Here is a 14,957-nt window from a genome sequence, read left to right as displayed (position 1 = left end):
AAAATGTACCCAGACCAACCATGCCATACGATCAGGATTACCCGCAGGCCGACCGAGGCCTGCATCAGGATAGCGTTCACACAAATACTCCGTGATCGCACCCGTCTCGAACATGCGTTCGCCTTCAATCTCTAGCGCGGGCACGCGGCCTGCTGGTGAAAGCGCAAGGTAGGAAGGGTCACGCAGGCTCTTATCAAAGGAATGCGTGACCACTTGGAATGGAATTTCAAGCTCGTGCAACAGCCATAGACTACGCATTGAACGTGTCTGCGGGCAATGATGTAGAATAATGTCGCTCACGTCTCTGCCTCCTCTTCAGGTTCCAGTCGAATAAGGGCGGCACCTGCTTCGACTTGATCACCCTCAAACACCAAAACTTCGGCAACAACACCGGAACGTTGAGACAGCAAGGAATGTTCCATTTTCATAGCCTCTAGTACACAAAGCCGCTGATTTAGGTCTACACTTTGTCCATTTTGTACAAATACTGATTTCACCAACCCGGGCATTGGCGCGACAATAACATCAGTGTCCCCGCTTGTGCTGTTGGCGCGATCAAGCAGGTCAACGACCGCAAAATCGGCACCTGTTGGCCCGAAGATATAGACATGTTGATCTACGCAAATCGACGGCGCGCTTGGCCGTCCATTCAGCAACCACGCCTTTGCATTGCGCCATGCCTCCACAGGGCCGAGAGGCGTTTCAATTGTCACATGCGACGGGTTGTTGATCTTGATCTTGCACAGAAGATCACCGTCCGCACTGCGTAGATGGACCTGCCGCGCAAGCGGTTGCCAAAGCGTAAAGCCCATCATTGACGCGCCGCCTTGTAAGTCTGTCGCGCAAAGGACTGCGTTCGCGATACTCTCAGCGCTCAGTTCCGGCTTAGCACTCAAAGCGGCCTGATCGCGTGCAATGAGACCTGTGTCCACATCCCCTGTTGCAAACCCTTCGTGGCTGGCCAAAGCGTGCAGAAACCCAAGGTTTGTAACGGTTCCAGCAACTTGCGTCTGCGACAAGGCTTGGCGCAGTCTTGACAACGCAATGCGACGCGTCGCACCATGAACCGTGATTTTGGCAATCATCGGGTCATAAAATGGGCTTACCTCATCGCCGCTGCGCACGCCTGTGTCCGCGCGTGCAGCACTCGGGAAGTGCAAGTGCGATAAACGACCCGTTGCCGGCAGAAAATCATTCGCAGCGTCTTCTGCATATAGCCGCGCTTCAAAGGAATGGCCGCTGATCGTCAATTCCTCTTGCTGCAGGGGCAAAGCCTCGCCCGATGCGACCCGCAATTGCCACTCCACCAGATCAACGCCTGTGATCTCTTCTGTCACGGGATGTTCCACCTGCAAACGCGTGTTCATTTCCATGAACCAGAACCCGTCTTTGCGCAGCCCGTCAGAGCCGTCGACGATAAACTCAATCGTCCCAGCCCCCGCATACCCAATCGCCTTCGCCGCCCGGACCGCCGCGTCGCCCATCGCCGCGCGCACGGCGTCCGTCATTCCCGGTGCAGGCGCTTCTTCAATCACCTTCTGGTGGCGGCGCTGCAATGAGCAATCACGCTCAAACAAGTGCACTGCATCCGTACCATCCCCAAACACTTGGATTTCAATATGGCGCGGCTTGGTTACAAATTTCTCGACAAGCACATCCGAATTACCAAAGGCCGCCTTTGCCTCTGATCGCGCACTTGCAAGCGCATCTAGAAAATCAGCACCGCGCTCAACAAGGCGCATGCCTTTGCCACCGCCGCCAGCAACCGCCTTGATCAACACGGGATACCCGATTGACCCCGCTTGATCAGCTAGAAATGCATCATCTTGATTGGGCCCATGGTATCCGGGGACAACAGGCACACCTGCCTTTTCCATCAATACCTTAGCAGCGTCCTTTAAACCCATCGCACGAATCGCATCAGCGCTTGGTCCAATGAACACAAGACCCGCCGCTTCAACCCAGTCAACGAAATCAGGGTTCTCAGATAGAAAGCCATATCCGGGGTGGATCGCCTGTGCGCCACTCTCGAGAGCGGCCTTGATAATAACGTCGCCACGTAAATAACTGCTTGCGGGTGCAGATCCACCAATATGAACAGCGTCGTCCGCCATTTCAACGTGCCGCGCGTTGGCATCCGCGTCTGAATATACAGCAACACATCGCACACCGAGGGCTTGCGCTGTTTGCATTATACGGCACGCGATTTCACCACGATTGGCAATAAGGATCGTATCAAACATATGATTTTTCCTTTTTAAATTTACATGCTTGTGAAGTGAATGCAAAACATTAAATTCATCTCACCTACATCCGAAACACGCCAAAGCGCGTTTCCTCTATTGGCGCGTTCAGCGCCGCTGACAGGCTAAGCGCAAGCACATCGCGGGTTTTACGCGGGTCAATCACCCCGTCATCCCAAAGCCGCGCAGAGGCGTTTAGGGGATGGCTTTGCTCTTCAAACATATCAATTGTGGGCTGTTTGAAGGCCGCTTCTTCCTCTGGCGACCACGTGCCACCCTTGGCTTCGATCCCATCTCGTTTCACCGTCGCCAAGACGCCAGCGGCCTGCGGACCACCCATTACAGAGATACGACTGTTGGGCCATGTCCACAGAAAACGCGGTTGATACGCACGTCCCGCCATACCGTAATTGCCTGCCCCGAAAGAGCCGCCAACCAGCATAGTAACCTTGGGAACCGAGGTCGTTGCGACCGCCGTTACAAGCTTGGCACCATGGCGCGCAATCCCCTCGTTTTCATATTTACGACCCACCATAAATCCGGTGATGTTTTGCAAAAATATCAAAGGGATTTTGCGTTGCGAGCAGAGTTCGACAAAGTGCGCGCCCTTTTGCGCGGCTTCTGAAAACAACACGCCATTGTTGGCGATGATGCCCACAGGACAGCCTTTGAGATGGGCAAAGCCCGTCACCAAAGTTTCGCCATAGCGCGGCTTGAACTCGTCAAAGCGCGATCCATCCACAACCCGTGCGATGACCTCACGGATGTCATAGGGCGTGCGCAGATCCGCCGGTACAACGCCGAAAAGTTCCGCAGGATCGTAGGCTGGCTCTTCTGAGGTCTGCCAGTGCACAGTGCTTGGCTTGGCGCGGTTCAGATGGCTGACCGCACGACGCACAAGCGCCAATGCGTGGGCGTCATCCTCTGCGAGGTAATCCGCAACACCCGACAAACGCGTATGCACGTCACCCCCGCCCAAATCCTCTGCAGTGACGATTTCGCCTGTTGCGGCCTTTACCAAAGGCGGTCCCGCTAGGAAAATCGTACCCTGTTCGCGCACAATGATGGTCACGTCGCTCATCGCGGGAACATATGCGCCGCCTGCTGTACATGATCCCATAACGGCGGCAATCTGTGGAATGCCCTTCGCACTCATCCGGGCTTGGTTGTAAAAAATGCGTCCGAAATGATCGCGATCAGGGAAAACTTCATCCTGATTAGGAAGGTTCGCGCCCCCACTATCCACAAGGTAGATGCAGGGCAGATTGTTTTCCTCTGCAATCTCTTGCGCGCGCAAATGCTTTTTAACGGACATGGGGAAATAGGTGCCGCCTTTCACGGTGGCATCATTGCAGACCACCATAACGTCTTGGCCCTCGACTGTGCCAATCCCTGCGATCACGCCCGCACTTGGGGCGACATTCCCGTACATGCCATGCGCCGCCGTCGCACCGATTTCCAAAAAGGGCGATCCAACATCAAGCAGGTTCGCAACCCGTTCTCGTGGCAGCATCTTGCCGCGCTTCACTTGGCGCGCGCGGGACGCTTCATTGCCCCCCATTGCTGCCTCTTGGGCGACTTGCGTGATTTGCGCAAGCGCGGCTTCATGGGCCGCAACATTGGCTTGAAACTCTGACGAACTCGGTAGCGCTTTGCTCGTTAACTTCATGGTGCACCTTTCAGTTCAGCGCGTGCGCGCGCTTTTAACTCTCTACGAATAACCTTGCCTGTCACGGTCATAGGCAAAGCGCTCAAAAATTCAATTTCTCTTGGATATGAATATGAAGCGAGACGTTGCTTGACGTATACTTGAAGTTCAATCACCAAGTCACTGCTGGCAATCACGTCTTCTTTCAACACGATATACGCTTTGACAATCTCTGTGCGCAAAGCATCGGGTTTGCCAATCACACCAACCGTTGCAACACACGGATGGGACAGCAAACAATCCTCGATTTCTGACGGGCCAATGCGATAACCGGACGACGTTATCACGTCATCCTCGCGACCTACGAAACGAAGGTATTCCCCCTCCCAGATGCCGCGATCCCCTGTCAACATCCAGTCGCCTTTGAACTTTTGCGCGCTCGCTTCAGGCTTGTCCCAATAGTCCAGCATCATTGACGCGGCCCCTTTTCGAATTGCGACATCGCCTTCGTCCAAGGTTGGTGTCCCCGCCTCGTTCAGTACCTCAATCTCAAACCCTGCAACGGGTTTGCCGATGCAATTCGCACGCGGTTCAAACAAAACGCTCGACGAACTCGCCACCATGTTACATTCGGTTTGGCCATAAAATTCGTTGATGTTCAGACCAAATGCGCGCTTGCCCCATTCCAGCATTTCCGTCCCAAGCGGTTCACCGCCAGACGCCACAGAGCGCAATCCTTTGATCTGTAGATCCCCCGCTTTGAGCATACGAAGCGCGGTGGGTGGAAAGAAGACATTGCGCACAGGCGCACGCGCAAGCACGTCCAAACAGCCCTCAAGGTTAAATTTCGCCAAACGCGCCGCGACAACAGGCACCCCAAGCGCAAGACCCGGCATCAATACATCAAACAGCCCGCCGATCCACGCCCAATCCGCAGGGCTCCAAAGGCAATCGTCAGGTTGGCCCAAGGCGTCATGGCTCATCACGACACCGGGTAAATGCCCTGTCAGCATTCTATGTCCGTGCAACGCGCCCTTTGGCGCGCCCGTGGTACCCGATGTGTAAATCAAACATGCAGGGGTTTCTGGACCAGTGTCCACGATGGTTAGCTTCGCGTTTGCAAGGATTGGCAACGCGTCTGGCACCAAAGCAGGTGCGTGCATCACACGGTTTGAATTGGCCTGATCCGTGATAATCAAGGACAGACCAGCATCCAAAGTGCGTACATCCAGCGCATCAGCTTGAAACAACGTAAAAAGCGGGACAGAAATCGCGCCAAGGGACCATATCGCCAAATGCGCAGCGGCGGTCCACACATCCTGAGATCGAAGAACGCCAACGCGGTCACCACGCCTGATCCCTTTGTCGATCAGAACCTGCGCAAGCGCCGCACTTTGCGCTTCCAATTGGGCATATGTGATCGTGCCGTGCACCAAGTCGTGCACCGCAATCTGCGCAGGCGGGTGTGCAAGACATTGCGCCGCCATGTTTAACTGATCAGGTAAATCCCATTCGAACGTGGCCCGTACCTGCGCATATGTGGGGATCGCGTTTTGCATCTAGGTTTCAGGCACCAAAGTTTCAGGCATGGCGGATTGCAGCGTTCCAAGGCGAATTTTGCCAGTGCGCGTGGCGTGATAGATCGCAGGTGTTTGCCCTCGCGGCGTACAGATAACCGTTATCCAAACTGCACTCTGGGATGCAGGTATCGCAAGACAATCAACTGCGCTACGCCCTTGCCCACCAGACAAATAATCCTGCGCCGCACGGCTGATCACATCGCTTTCCGTCAAGGTTGCAACCTGCCAACCCACGCGTAGGCCAAACACAGCCGTGGCCGCCGTGAGCGCCATGATAGGCGTCCAGAGCAACCAGCGCTGCATTACGACATCGCCCCGACAAGTTCGCGACCGATCAACATGCGACGAATTTCAGATGTGCCCGCCCCGATTTCCATCAGCTTGGCATCACGGAAGATACGCGCGACGGGGCTGTCGTTGAGGAAGCCCGCGCCGCCCATGGCTTGGACCGCTTGGTGGGCGACAACCATCGCCTCTTCCGAGGCATAAAGAACGCACGCAGCGGCATCCTGTCGGGTCACCTTGCCCTTGTCGCAGGCCTTAGCGACCTCGTAGACGTAGGCGCGTGCGGTGTTCATTTTGGTATACATATCCGCGATCTTGCCCTGCATCAGTTGGAAGTTACCGATGGGTTGGCCAAACTGCTTGCGTTCCGCCATGTAGGGCATGATTTCATCCATGCACGCGGCCATGATGCCCGTGCCGATGCCTGAGAGCACAACACGTTCGTAATCGAGACCGGACATGAGAACGCGCACACCTTTGCCTTCTTCGCCGAGCACGTTCTCAAATGGGACTTTGACGTCTTCAAAGATCAACTCAGCCGTGTTCGACCCGCGCATACCCAGTTTATCGAAATGGTTCGACGTGGAGAAACCCGTCATGGACTTTTCGATCAGGAAGGCTGTCATGCCTTTGGAGCCTGCATCAGGATCAGTCTTTGCATAGACGACCAGCGTGTCCGCATCAGGGCCGTTAGTGATCCAGTATTTATTGCCGTTGAGGCGATAGTGATCATTGCGCTTTTCCGCGTGCAGTTTCATCGAAACCACATCGCTGCCCGCGTTGGGTTCAGACATCGCCAGCGCGCCAACATGTTGGCCAGACACAAGACCCGGCAGGTACTTCGCCTTTTGCTCTGGCGTGCCGTTCAGGCTGATTTGATTGACGCACAGGTTTGAGTGCGCACCGTAGCTGAGCGACACAGAGGCAGAAGCGCGCGCAATTTCTTCAACTGCAATCACGTGCGCGAGGTAGCCCATATTCGAGCCACCAAATTCTTCGTCAACTGTAATACCGTGCAGGCCAAGTTCGCCCATCTCAGCCCAAAGTTCGGGTGGGAATACGTTGTCAGCGTCGATTTTGGCAGCCATCGGTTTTACACGCTCTTGCGCCCAACGATGCACCATATCGCGTAGCGCGTTCACGTCCTCGCCTAGATCGAATATCATGGAATGGATGAACATGGCGGTGGCTCCCGAGTTTATTGAACGCTTGTTCAGATAATGTAGGAGCCGTGCGATTCCGTCAAGCGGTGAGCACGTTTTCGAACGGCAAGTTACTTTGCCCGCGGCGGAGCCTCCGGCGGGGATATTTTGAAAAAGGAGAAGCGGTTGGGGTTAGGCATAATCAGCGCCGAGGTCCGCCACCGCGCGGTCGATCCAGTGGTCTTGAAGCCATGCGCAGGGTTTTGCGTAGCGGATGAACTGGCCTGTGTAGCCGTTGAGGGCATCAGGCATTTTTGGACGACCATGGAAGCACACAACGCGCGCGTCATTGGGAAGGGTTGAGGCGCGGAAATAATTCATCGGGAACGGATTGGTGTCGTATTTGAAGGACACGACCCATTCAGCAGGAATGTATTCAAAGCAGTCGTTATCCATGGCTTTATGCGATGTATAGCGTTGCTCTGATCCGCGCGCCTTTTCGACCTCATCGTAGGGGTTTGCAGCCAGATCATTGTAGAGGAACGTGTGGATCGCGGGATCGTAGCGAAAGACAGAGCCATGGCCCGTAGGACGGCCTTTGCGTTTTTCGGTCCAATCGTGGCGCATCGCGATCTTACCAGGGGCCATATCGAATATATCATCAAGGTTGCCTGTGACGACCACGTCTAAATCAAAGCCAAGCACCGGACCTTGCAGATTTGGGATCAGGCCCGGCTTGAACAGTGAGACCTTGCGCATCGCGCCCTGGCGGTTGGCCACGGCAAGTGCGGCATTCATAGGTTCCAAGAACGGCTCAATCGGGAGCGGGAGCACTTCGATATCAGGGTGAAAGCCATCAGACTTTTCTGTCATACAAATGAAACGGATAGGACGCGTCATATTGCGACGCACGCCAGAGTAGAGACGGTTCACGTATTCGGGGCCGAAAAGCGTGCCCCATTTGATGCAGACGATGGTGGCGGCGTGCATATGCGTGATCCTAGTATAAAAAATGCGTCTAGGGCGGCTTAGCCTAGACGCATTTGGTTTAAAAGGGCTGCTGTTTAAGCCGCTGGCATGCGTTGTTCTACGATTTCAGCCCACCAGCTTGCACCATATGCGCTGGTTTCGTCGTTGAAGTTGTATTTGGGGTGATGCACATCCGCTGAATCCCCGTTGCCGACAACGATATATGCCCCGGGGCGCTCTTCCAGCATAAAGGCGAAATCTTCGCCGCCCATGACTTGGGGCTCTTCACGCGTGGGTTTTCCAGAGACGGATTGCGCAACTTTGGCCGCGAATTCGGTCTGTTCTTCAGAGTTCACCATTACAGGGTAGTTGCGTTGGTAATCCAGATTGATCGTTCCGCCATATGTGGCCGCAACACCTACACAAATCTCGCCCATGCGCTTTTCAGCCATGTCGCGAACCGCAGGGCTCAGCGTGCGCACAGTGCCTTTCACGTGGACCTTTTGGGGGATCACATTGTGCGCTTTGGAAGATGTTTCAAACGAGGTCACAGAGACGACCAGCTGCTCAATCGGGTCAAGATTACGCGAGGCGATGGTTTGCAAGGACAACACCAATTGGCTGGCCATCACAGTTGTATCAATCGTCTCACTTGGCTTGGCTGCATGACCGCCGCGCCCTTCAAGTTCGATTGTGAACAGATCGGCTGCGGCAAAGAACGCACCTGCACGGATGCCAAATTCGCCAACAGGCAGACCCGGCCAATTGTGCATGCCGTAGACTTCTTGGATGCCAAAGCGGTCCATCATCCCATCGTCACACATTTCCTTGCCACCCCCGCCGCCCTCTTCGGCGGGCTGGAAGATCACCACGACTGTCCCGTCAAAATTGCGGGTTTCCGCAAGGTATTTCGCAGCGCCCAGCAGCATCGCCGTGTGGCCGTCGTGGCCGCATGCGTGCATCGCTTCAGGGGTTTTAGAGGCGTACTCAAGCCCCGTTTCCTCGTGGATCGGCAGCGCGTCCATGTCGGCGCGCAGGCCAATGACCTTGCCCGATATGTTGGACTTGCCCTTGATCACGCCAACGACGCCTGTGCGGCCAATCTTGCCGACAACCTCATCACAGCCGAATGCCGCTAGCTTTTCTTCAACGATTGCAGACGTGCGATGGGTTTCGAACAGAATTTCTGGATGCTCATGCAGATCACGGCGCCATTCTGTGATTTCAGGCAGCATTTCGGCAAGACGGTTTTTGATAGGCATCGGTGTGGCTCCTTAAGCAGCAGGCATGCGTGCTTCGACCATTCCGGCAAGCCATGAACAGCCCACGGGAATGATGTCGTCATTGAAGATGTATTCGGGGTGATGGACCATTGCGCCGCCCTCGCCGTTGCCGAGGAAGATGTAGGCACCGGGGCGCGCTTCTAGCATGTAGGAAAAATCCTCGCCCGCCATCATGGGTGCGACGTTGGGATCAACATTGCCCTCGCCCGCGATAGAATTGGCAACGTCGACCGCAAAGTCGGTTTCGGCGTCATGGTTTACTGTGACGGGGTAGCCGCGATCATAAGTGATCTCGACCGTGCACTCAAAAGCATCGGCGGTGGAAGTCACCAGCTTTTTGATGCGCGTCTCGACCAAGCCACGCACCTCAGGGGACAATGTACGCACGGTGCCACACAAGTTTACCGTCTGCGGGATCACGTTGAAGGCCGCGCTATCGTTGCTCATCATGCAGATCGACAGAACCGCGCTTTCGAGGGGGTCCACATTGCGACTGGTCACCGATTGCAGCGCCAGCAGGATGTGTGCTGCGGTGATGTTGGGATCAATCGCTTGGTGGGGCATCGCACCGTGCCCACCTTTGCCCGTGATCTTGATTTCAACAAGGTCCGTCGCCGCCATAAGGCCACCTTTGCGAATGGCAAAGGACCCTTGTGCGCCACCAGGCATATTGTGCAGACCATACACCTCATTAACATTGTAGCGATCCATCACGCCCTCATCGACCATAACTTTACCGCCGCCGCCACCCTCTTCTGCGGGTTGGAAAAACAGCACGGCAGTGCCATCGAAATTGCGCGTTTCTACAAGGTATTTCGCAGCGCCCAGTAACATTGCTGTGTGACCGTCATGGCCACAGGCATGCATCGCACCTGCGTGTGTGGATTTATAATCCACATCAGCCGCCTCGATGATCGGCAGCGCATCCATGTCTGCGCGCAACCCAATGACGCGGCCTTTAGTGTCCGTCTTGCCCTTGATCACAGCAACCATACCCGTTTGCGCAACACCGGTTTCTAACAGGTCGACACCAATCTCGCGCAGGCGTTCTTCGACATAGGCCGATGTCTTGGGCAGATCGAAATTCAATTCGGGGATCGTGTGCAGATGTCTGCGCCAACCTGTGATTTCAGTGTGCAAGTCGGCAAATCTATTATGAATCGGCATATCGGTTCTCCCCACGGTGTTAGGGTCAGCGTGGCCCATTCATGCGCATCCCGCAAGAGGGGGTACGCCGCGTTACAAGTTCGGACCCAGCACCAGTTTGGAGCCATCCGAAAAACGGCTCAAACGGAACCGCGATAGATCATGGGTCGTGTCCTTGCCCTGCATCAGCTTGGCCGTGATGCGCCCGAACGCGGGACCAATGCCGAAACCATGGCCGCACATGCCCGTGCAAATGGTCAGGTTCGGCAACGTGTCACAGGTATCCACAACGGGAACCACGTCAGGCATCACGTCTATCATGCCGGCCCATGCGTCTTGGATCTTCACCTCGCCAAGCGTCGGGAAGGTCGCCGCAAAATCACGCGCGAGTTTGCGGACTTTAGCGGCATTCGGCGCAGGGTTCAGGATGCGCATCTTTTCAAACGGGCTAATATCGCCCTCTGCCCAGCGCCGTTTTGTGCCCCATGCATCGGGAAACCCTTTCGGCGCGGCGGGCAAATAACGCGTGCCAAGCGGGTCTTGGATAAGCTGGGGCAGAAACCCCGCAAAGGCACGCAGCGCATCGGGGCCAACGTAGAGTTCGTGAAATCCGGACGGCGCAAGCGTGTAGCTCCCGTCCTGTCGCCTGCGCCACGCGAGGCGCTCATCAACCGCGCTGTCACTGACAACTTCGGGTAAAGCCCCTGTTGCAGCCACCGTTGCGCGCACTGAGAGTTGCGGAATCGAAACACCGTGACGGCGCAGCAAAAGCGACGACCATGATCCCCCCGCAAGCGCAACGCGCGTTGATTTAATGCGGCCCTTCTCAGTGATGACGCCTGTTACAACACCGCCCTCAATATCAAGCATGCGAACAGCGCAGTTCTCAATGATCGTTACACCGTCTTCCACCGCAGCGCGCGCCAAGGCAGGGACCGTGATCCAAGGCTCTGCCCGTAGATCGGTTGGCGTATACAGTGCCCCCGCCCAGCGCGCATTGGCGGCAGGGATATGATCGGCCAACTCATGCGCAGAGAGCAATTTGGAAGACAATTGAAACGGTGCCGCCTGATCAAGCCATTCTTGATAAACATCCATACCCGCGTCGTCTTTGGCCATGAACAACGTACCGGTTTGGGCCAAGCCAACGCCACCTGCCCGCTTATCCAGCTCTGGCCACATCGCTTGGGCCTCAAGCGTGATCGCAATCTCGGCAACGTCTCGCCCCTGCGCACGGATCCAACCCCAGTTGCGCGATGATTGTTCCCCCGCGATACGGCCCTTTTCCAGCAGCACAGGTTTCAGGCCCGCTTTGGCAAGCTCCCACGCGGTCATTACACCGATGATACCGCAACCGATGACGATTGCATCCGCATCGCTTGGCAGCGGCGCGTCATGCTCAATCGGGGATTGCTCGTTGATCGGGAAGGCCATTAGGCAAGACGCTCTAACAGCTTCTCCATGAACGCGTGACCTGCATTGAATTGCTCGACCGTGCAGAACTCATTGGGTTGGTGGGCTTGCGCAATATCACCGGGGCCACAGATCACGGCAGAGTAGCCGCGTTCTTGAAACTGGCCCGCTTCCGTGCCGTAGCTGACCTTATGGGATGCGTTATCCCCCGTGATTTGGCGCACCAGCGTTTCCGCCTCGCCGTTTTCTTCGGGCATCAAGGGCGGCACATTGAATTTCTCGGATATGTCGATGCGCGTTTCTGGAACAACGGCCTGCATCATCGCTTCGACCTCACGCACCTTCTCTAGGTAGCGGTCCCGCCAATCATCGGGCTTTTCACCGGGGACTACGCGGAAATCCATACCAAAGATGCAGTCTTTGGCCGTAATGTTATGGGCTGTACCGCCTTCTATCATCCCCACATGCGCGGTTGTGCAAGAGGGGAAAAAATGCGCCGCAATCTCTGTGGGTTCAGCCGCAAGGTTAGCAGTGTTCACATCATTGGCCCAATCAATCAGCTTGGCCCCATACATGATCGCGTTCACGCCAGTGTGTAGGATCGACGAATGCACCTCGAACCCTTTGATATGGGTTAGGTATCCGCGCCCACCTTTGTGGCCCGTCACCGCTTGCATCATCGAGGGTTCCCCAACGATCACCATGCTGGCCTTTGGCAGCGTCTCCATGATCCGATCAATCATCGGCGGCGCGCCCGTGCAGCCGATTTCTTCATCAAAGCTAAGCGCGATTTGTAAGGGTCGTTTCACACCACGTTTATGCGCCTCGACAAGCGTCCAGATTGCGATGGCATCGAACCCTTTCATGTCGCACGTCCCGCGTCCAAAGTATTTGCCATCCTTCTCGGTCACGGTCCACGGGTCTGTTACCCATGGCTGACCGTCTACTGGCACAACGTCTGTATGCCCTGACAGCACGATGCCGCCCTCTACCTGAGGCCCTACATGCGCAAACAGTGCAGCCTTCTCAACGATGCGGCCTTCTTTGTCGTCATAGAAACGGTGGCACGTGATCCCATGAGAGTTCAGATACTCCTCAACCCAATCGATCAGAGGCAAGTTACTGTCGCGACTGACAGTCGGGAACGAGATGAGCTTGGTCATCAGTTCGAGCGGGGACAGGGTTTTAGGCATCGTTTTATCTCGCTTCACAAGGCTAGCGCCTGACCAGTGGGGTGGCGCACTACAGTAAGAACAGCGTCGTTTATCTTTGCAAGGTCATTGCTTGCGCACCACGAGAATTGCTGTCGTTGCAAAAGCGCCAGCCCTATCGACTGGTCTGGCGCTAGCCGGGCAGCACGCTGCTATTCCGGCTAAGGGGATCAATACCCGCTATCGGTCAGCAACACGAAATGCTCGGGGCTGACCTCTTCGTACATAGACGGCTCGGGCTTATAATCTGCGTCGTGCATGGGCGATGGGATCGGTTTAAAGTTCAAATCCTTCTCGTCCTTGCGTTTGCGGGGATCCGCAATCGGAACGGCTTTCATTAACGCCTGGGTATACGCGTGCTGTGGGTTCTCAAACACCGCCGCGCGCGGCCCCATTTCAACGATACGGCCCAAATACATGACGCCCACATAATGGCTAACGCGCTCAACCACCGCCATATCGTGAGAGATGAAAAGATAGCTCAGGCCTAGCTCGGCCTGTAATTCCATCATCAAGTTCACCACCTGCGCCTGAACAGATACGTCCAAGGCAGACACCGCTTCATCCGCGACGATCAGTTTAGGGTTCAGGGCAAGCGCACGGGCGATGGCGACACGCTGACGCTGACCACCTGACAATTCATGTGGAAAACGGCGCAAGAAACTGCGCGGCAGTTCAACACGGTCAAACAACATTTCAACACGATCCGTCAGCGCCTTGCCTGTTTCAGTCCCGTAATTGCGCATGGGTTCTGCGACTTGGTCAATCAACTGCATCTGCGGGTTGAGCGATGCAAACGGATCCTGAAAAATCATCTGCATATCGCGGCGGGCCTCGCGTAGCTCTGGCTGTGACATCTGCATGATATTCTGACCATCCAGAGATATCTCACCGCTCATCGGTTCTACCAGACGCAGCAAGGACCGCCCTACCGTGGATTTACCACAACCAGACTCGCCCACCAGCGAAAGGGTCTGTCCCTTGTTGATCGTGAGCGAAATATCCTCGGAGGCATGCACATTCGCAACCACACGTCGCAGCAAGCCACCCGTTACCGGAAAGCGTGTCGTCAGACCCTTCACAACCAGTAAAGGTTCGTTCGTCCCTAGGATCGGTTTGATCTCACCTTGATCACTGCCAAGCAACTTCATAGGTTCGGGCGCTGCCTTGCCGCGCATCTCGCCCAGCTTGGGAACCGCCGCCAACAACGCCTTGGTATAAGGATGCTGCGGGTTTTCAAAGATTTCCTCGACTGTGCCCTCTTCCACCTTGTTGCCACGAAACATCACGACAACGTGGTCCGCCATCTGCGCGACCACGGCCATATCGTGGGTGATGAACATCACAGCTGTACCTGTCTCGCGCTTCAAGCGATCCATCAGCGCCAAGATTTCGGCTTGGATCGTTACGTCCAGCGCTGTCGTGGGTTCATCCGCGATCAACAAACGGGGCTCGCACGCCAAAGCGATCGCGATCACGACACGCTGGCGCATACCGCCGGACAATTCGTGGGGATATTGATCCAAGCGCTTTTCAGGCTCAGGAATACGCACCTGACGCATCAATTCTAACGCGCGTTCTTCGGCTTGCTTCTTGCTCATGCCCTTATGAACACGCAAGCCCTCGGTCAATTGACGCCCGACTGTGAACACTGGGTTCAGCGCTGTCATCGGCTCCTGAAAGATCATGCCAATTTCATTGCCCCGAATCGTGCGCATCAAATCGGGGTCAGCATCGCGCAGATCCATCGGACCGTCATCTTTGCGATTAAAAATCATGCGACCGCCTGAAATTTTACCACCGCCGTATTCGACCAAACGCATCAACGACAGAGAAGACACTGATTTACCCGACCCCGATTCCCCGACGACACAAACCGTTTCACCAGGGTTGATCGAGAAAGAAACATCCTCAACACCCACCACAGGACCGTCTTTTGTTTGGAATTCAACCCGCAGGTTCTCAATTTGAGCGATAGGTTGGTCAAGCATCATGCGTCCCCCGATACGAGCAATAATGCAGGCTAGAGGCACATCA

At 55.5% G+C, this 14,957-nt stretch carries 12 protein-coding genes; all 12 read right to left on the bottom strand.

Annotated features, from left to right (window positions below; all coding sequences use genetic code 11):
• Positions 1-300 (bottom strand): glutathione S-transferase N-terminal domain-containing protein (locus QZ279_RS15420; RefSeq protein WP_293452587.1); only part of this gene is annotated, 300 nt, incomplete at its 3' end.
• On the bottom strand, positions 297-2,243 hold the full coding sequence (locus QZ279_RS15415) for an acetyl/propionyl/methylcrotonyl-CoA carboxylase subunit alpha (RefSeq protein WP_293452585.1): 1,947 nt from the start codon (positions 2,241-2,243) through the stop codon (positions 297-299). The genes QZ279_RS15420 and QZ279_RS15415, both read right to left, overlap by 4 nt.
• Before the next feature lie 64 nt (positions 2,244-2,307).
• Positions 2,308-3,912 (bottom strand): carboxyl transferase domain-containing protein, encoded by a 1,605-nt coding sequence (locus tag QZ279_RS15410; protein WP_293452582.1) that lies wholly within the window; start codon positions 3,910-3,912, stop codon positions 2,308-2,310.
• On the bottom strand, positions 3,909-5,450 hold the full coding sequence (locus QZ279_RS15405; protein ID WP_293452579.1) for an AMP-binding protein: 1,542 nt from the start codon (positions 5,448-5,450) through the stop codon (positions 3,909-3,911). Before QZ279_RS15405 ends, QZ279_RS15410 begins: the two co-directional genes overlap by 4 nt.
• Positions 5,451-5,774 carry a hypothetical protein gene (locus QZ279_RS15400; protein WP_293452576.1) on the bottom strand — a complete coding sequence of 108 codons (324 nt, stop codon included), beginning with the start codon at positions 5,772-5,774 and terminating at the stop codon, positions 5,451-5,453.
• Entirely contained in the window at positions 5,774-6,937 is a 1,164-nt protein-coding gene (locus QZ279_RS15395; RefSeq protein WP_293452574.1) for an isovaleryl-CoA dehydrogenase, read from the bottom strand. Before QZ279_RS15395 ends, QZ279_RS15400 begins: the two co-directional genes overlap by 1 nt.
• 153 nt (positions 6,938-7,090) lie before the next feature.
• The gene (locus tag QZ279_RS15390; RefSeq protein WP_293452572.1) at positions 7,091-7,888 is read right to left on the bottom strand and encodes a glycosyl transferase; all 798 of its coding nucleotides are present in this window, start codon (positions 7,886-7,888) and stop codon (positions 7,091-7,093) included.
• Positions 7,889-7,962: 74 nt separating this feature from the next.
• Complete coding sequence (locus QZ279_RS15385) at positions 7,963-9,129, bottom strand: M20 aminoacylase family protein (protein ID WP_293452570.1); 1,167 nt, start codon at positions 9,127-9,129, stop codon at positions 7,963-7,965.
• Positions 9,130-9,141: 12 nt separating this feature from the next.
• Positions 9,142-10,317, bottom strand: a complete 1,176-nt coding sequence (locus tag QZ279_RS15380) for a M20 aminoacylase family protein (protein ID WP_293452567.1) — start codon at positions 10,315-10,317, stop codon at positions 9,142-9,144.
• A 72-nt stretch (positions 10,318-10,389) separates the two neighbouring features.
• Positions 10,390-11,730, bottom strand: coding sequence for an FAD-binding oxidoreductase (locus QZ279_RS15375; protein WP_293452564.1), 1,341 nt, complete (start codon positions 11,728-11,730; stop codon positions 10,390-10,392).
• On the bottom strand, positions 11,730-12,902 hold the full coding sequence (argE, locus tag QZ279_RS15370; protein WP_293452593.1) for an acetylornithine deacetylase: 1,173 nt from the start codon (positions 12,900-12,902) through the stop codon (positions 11,730-11,732). Before argE ends, QZ279_RS15375 begins: the two co-directional genes overlap by 1 nt.
• A gap of 188 nt (positions 12,903-13,090) precedes the next feature.
• Complete coding sequence (locus tag QZ279_RS15365) at positions 13,091-14,911, bottom strand: ABC transporter ATP-binding protein (protein ID WP_293452590.1); 1,821 nt, start codon at positions 14,909-14,911, stop codon at positions 13,091-13,093.
• Positions 14,912-14,957: the final 46 nt, after the last annotated feature.

It is taken from the genome of Planktotalea sp. (assembly GCF_018607965.1).
GTDB lineage: Bacteria > Pseudomonadota > Alphaproteobacteria > Rhodobacterales > Rhodobacteraceae > Planktotalea.
Note: the sequence above shows the minus strand (reverse complement) of the source record. Positions and strands in the feature narration are given on the sequence as shown.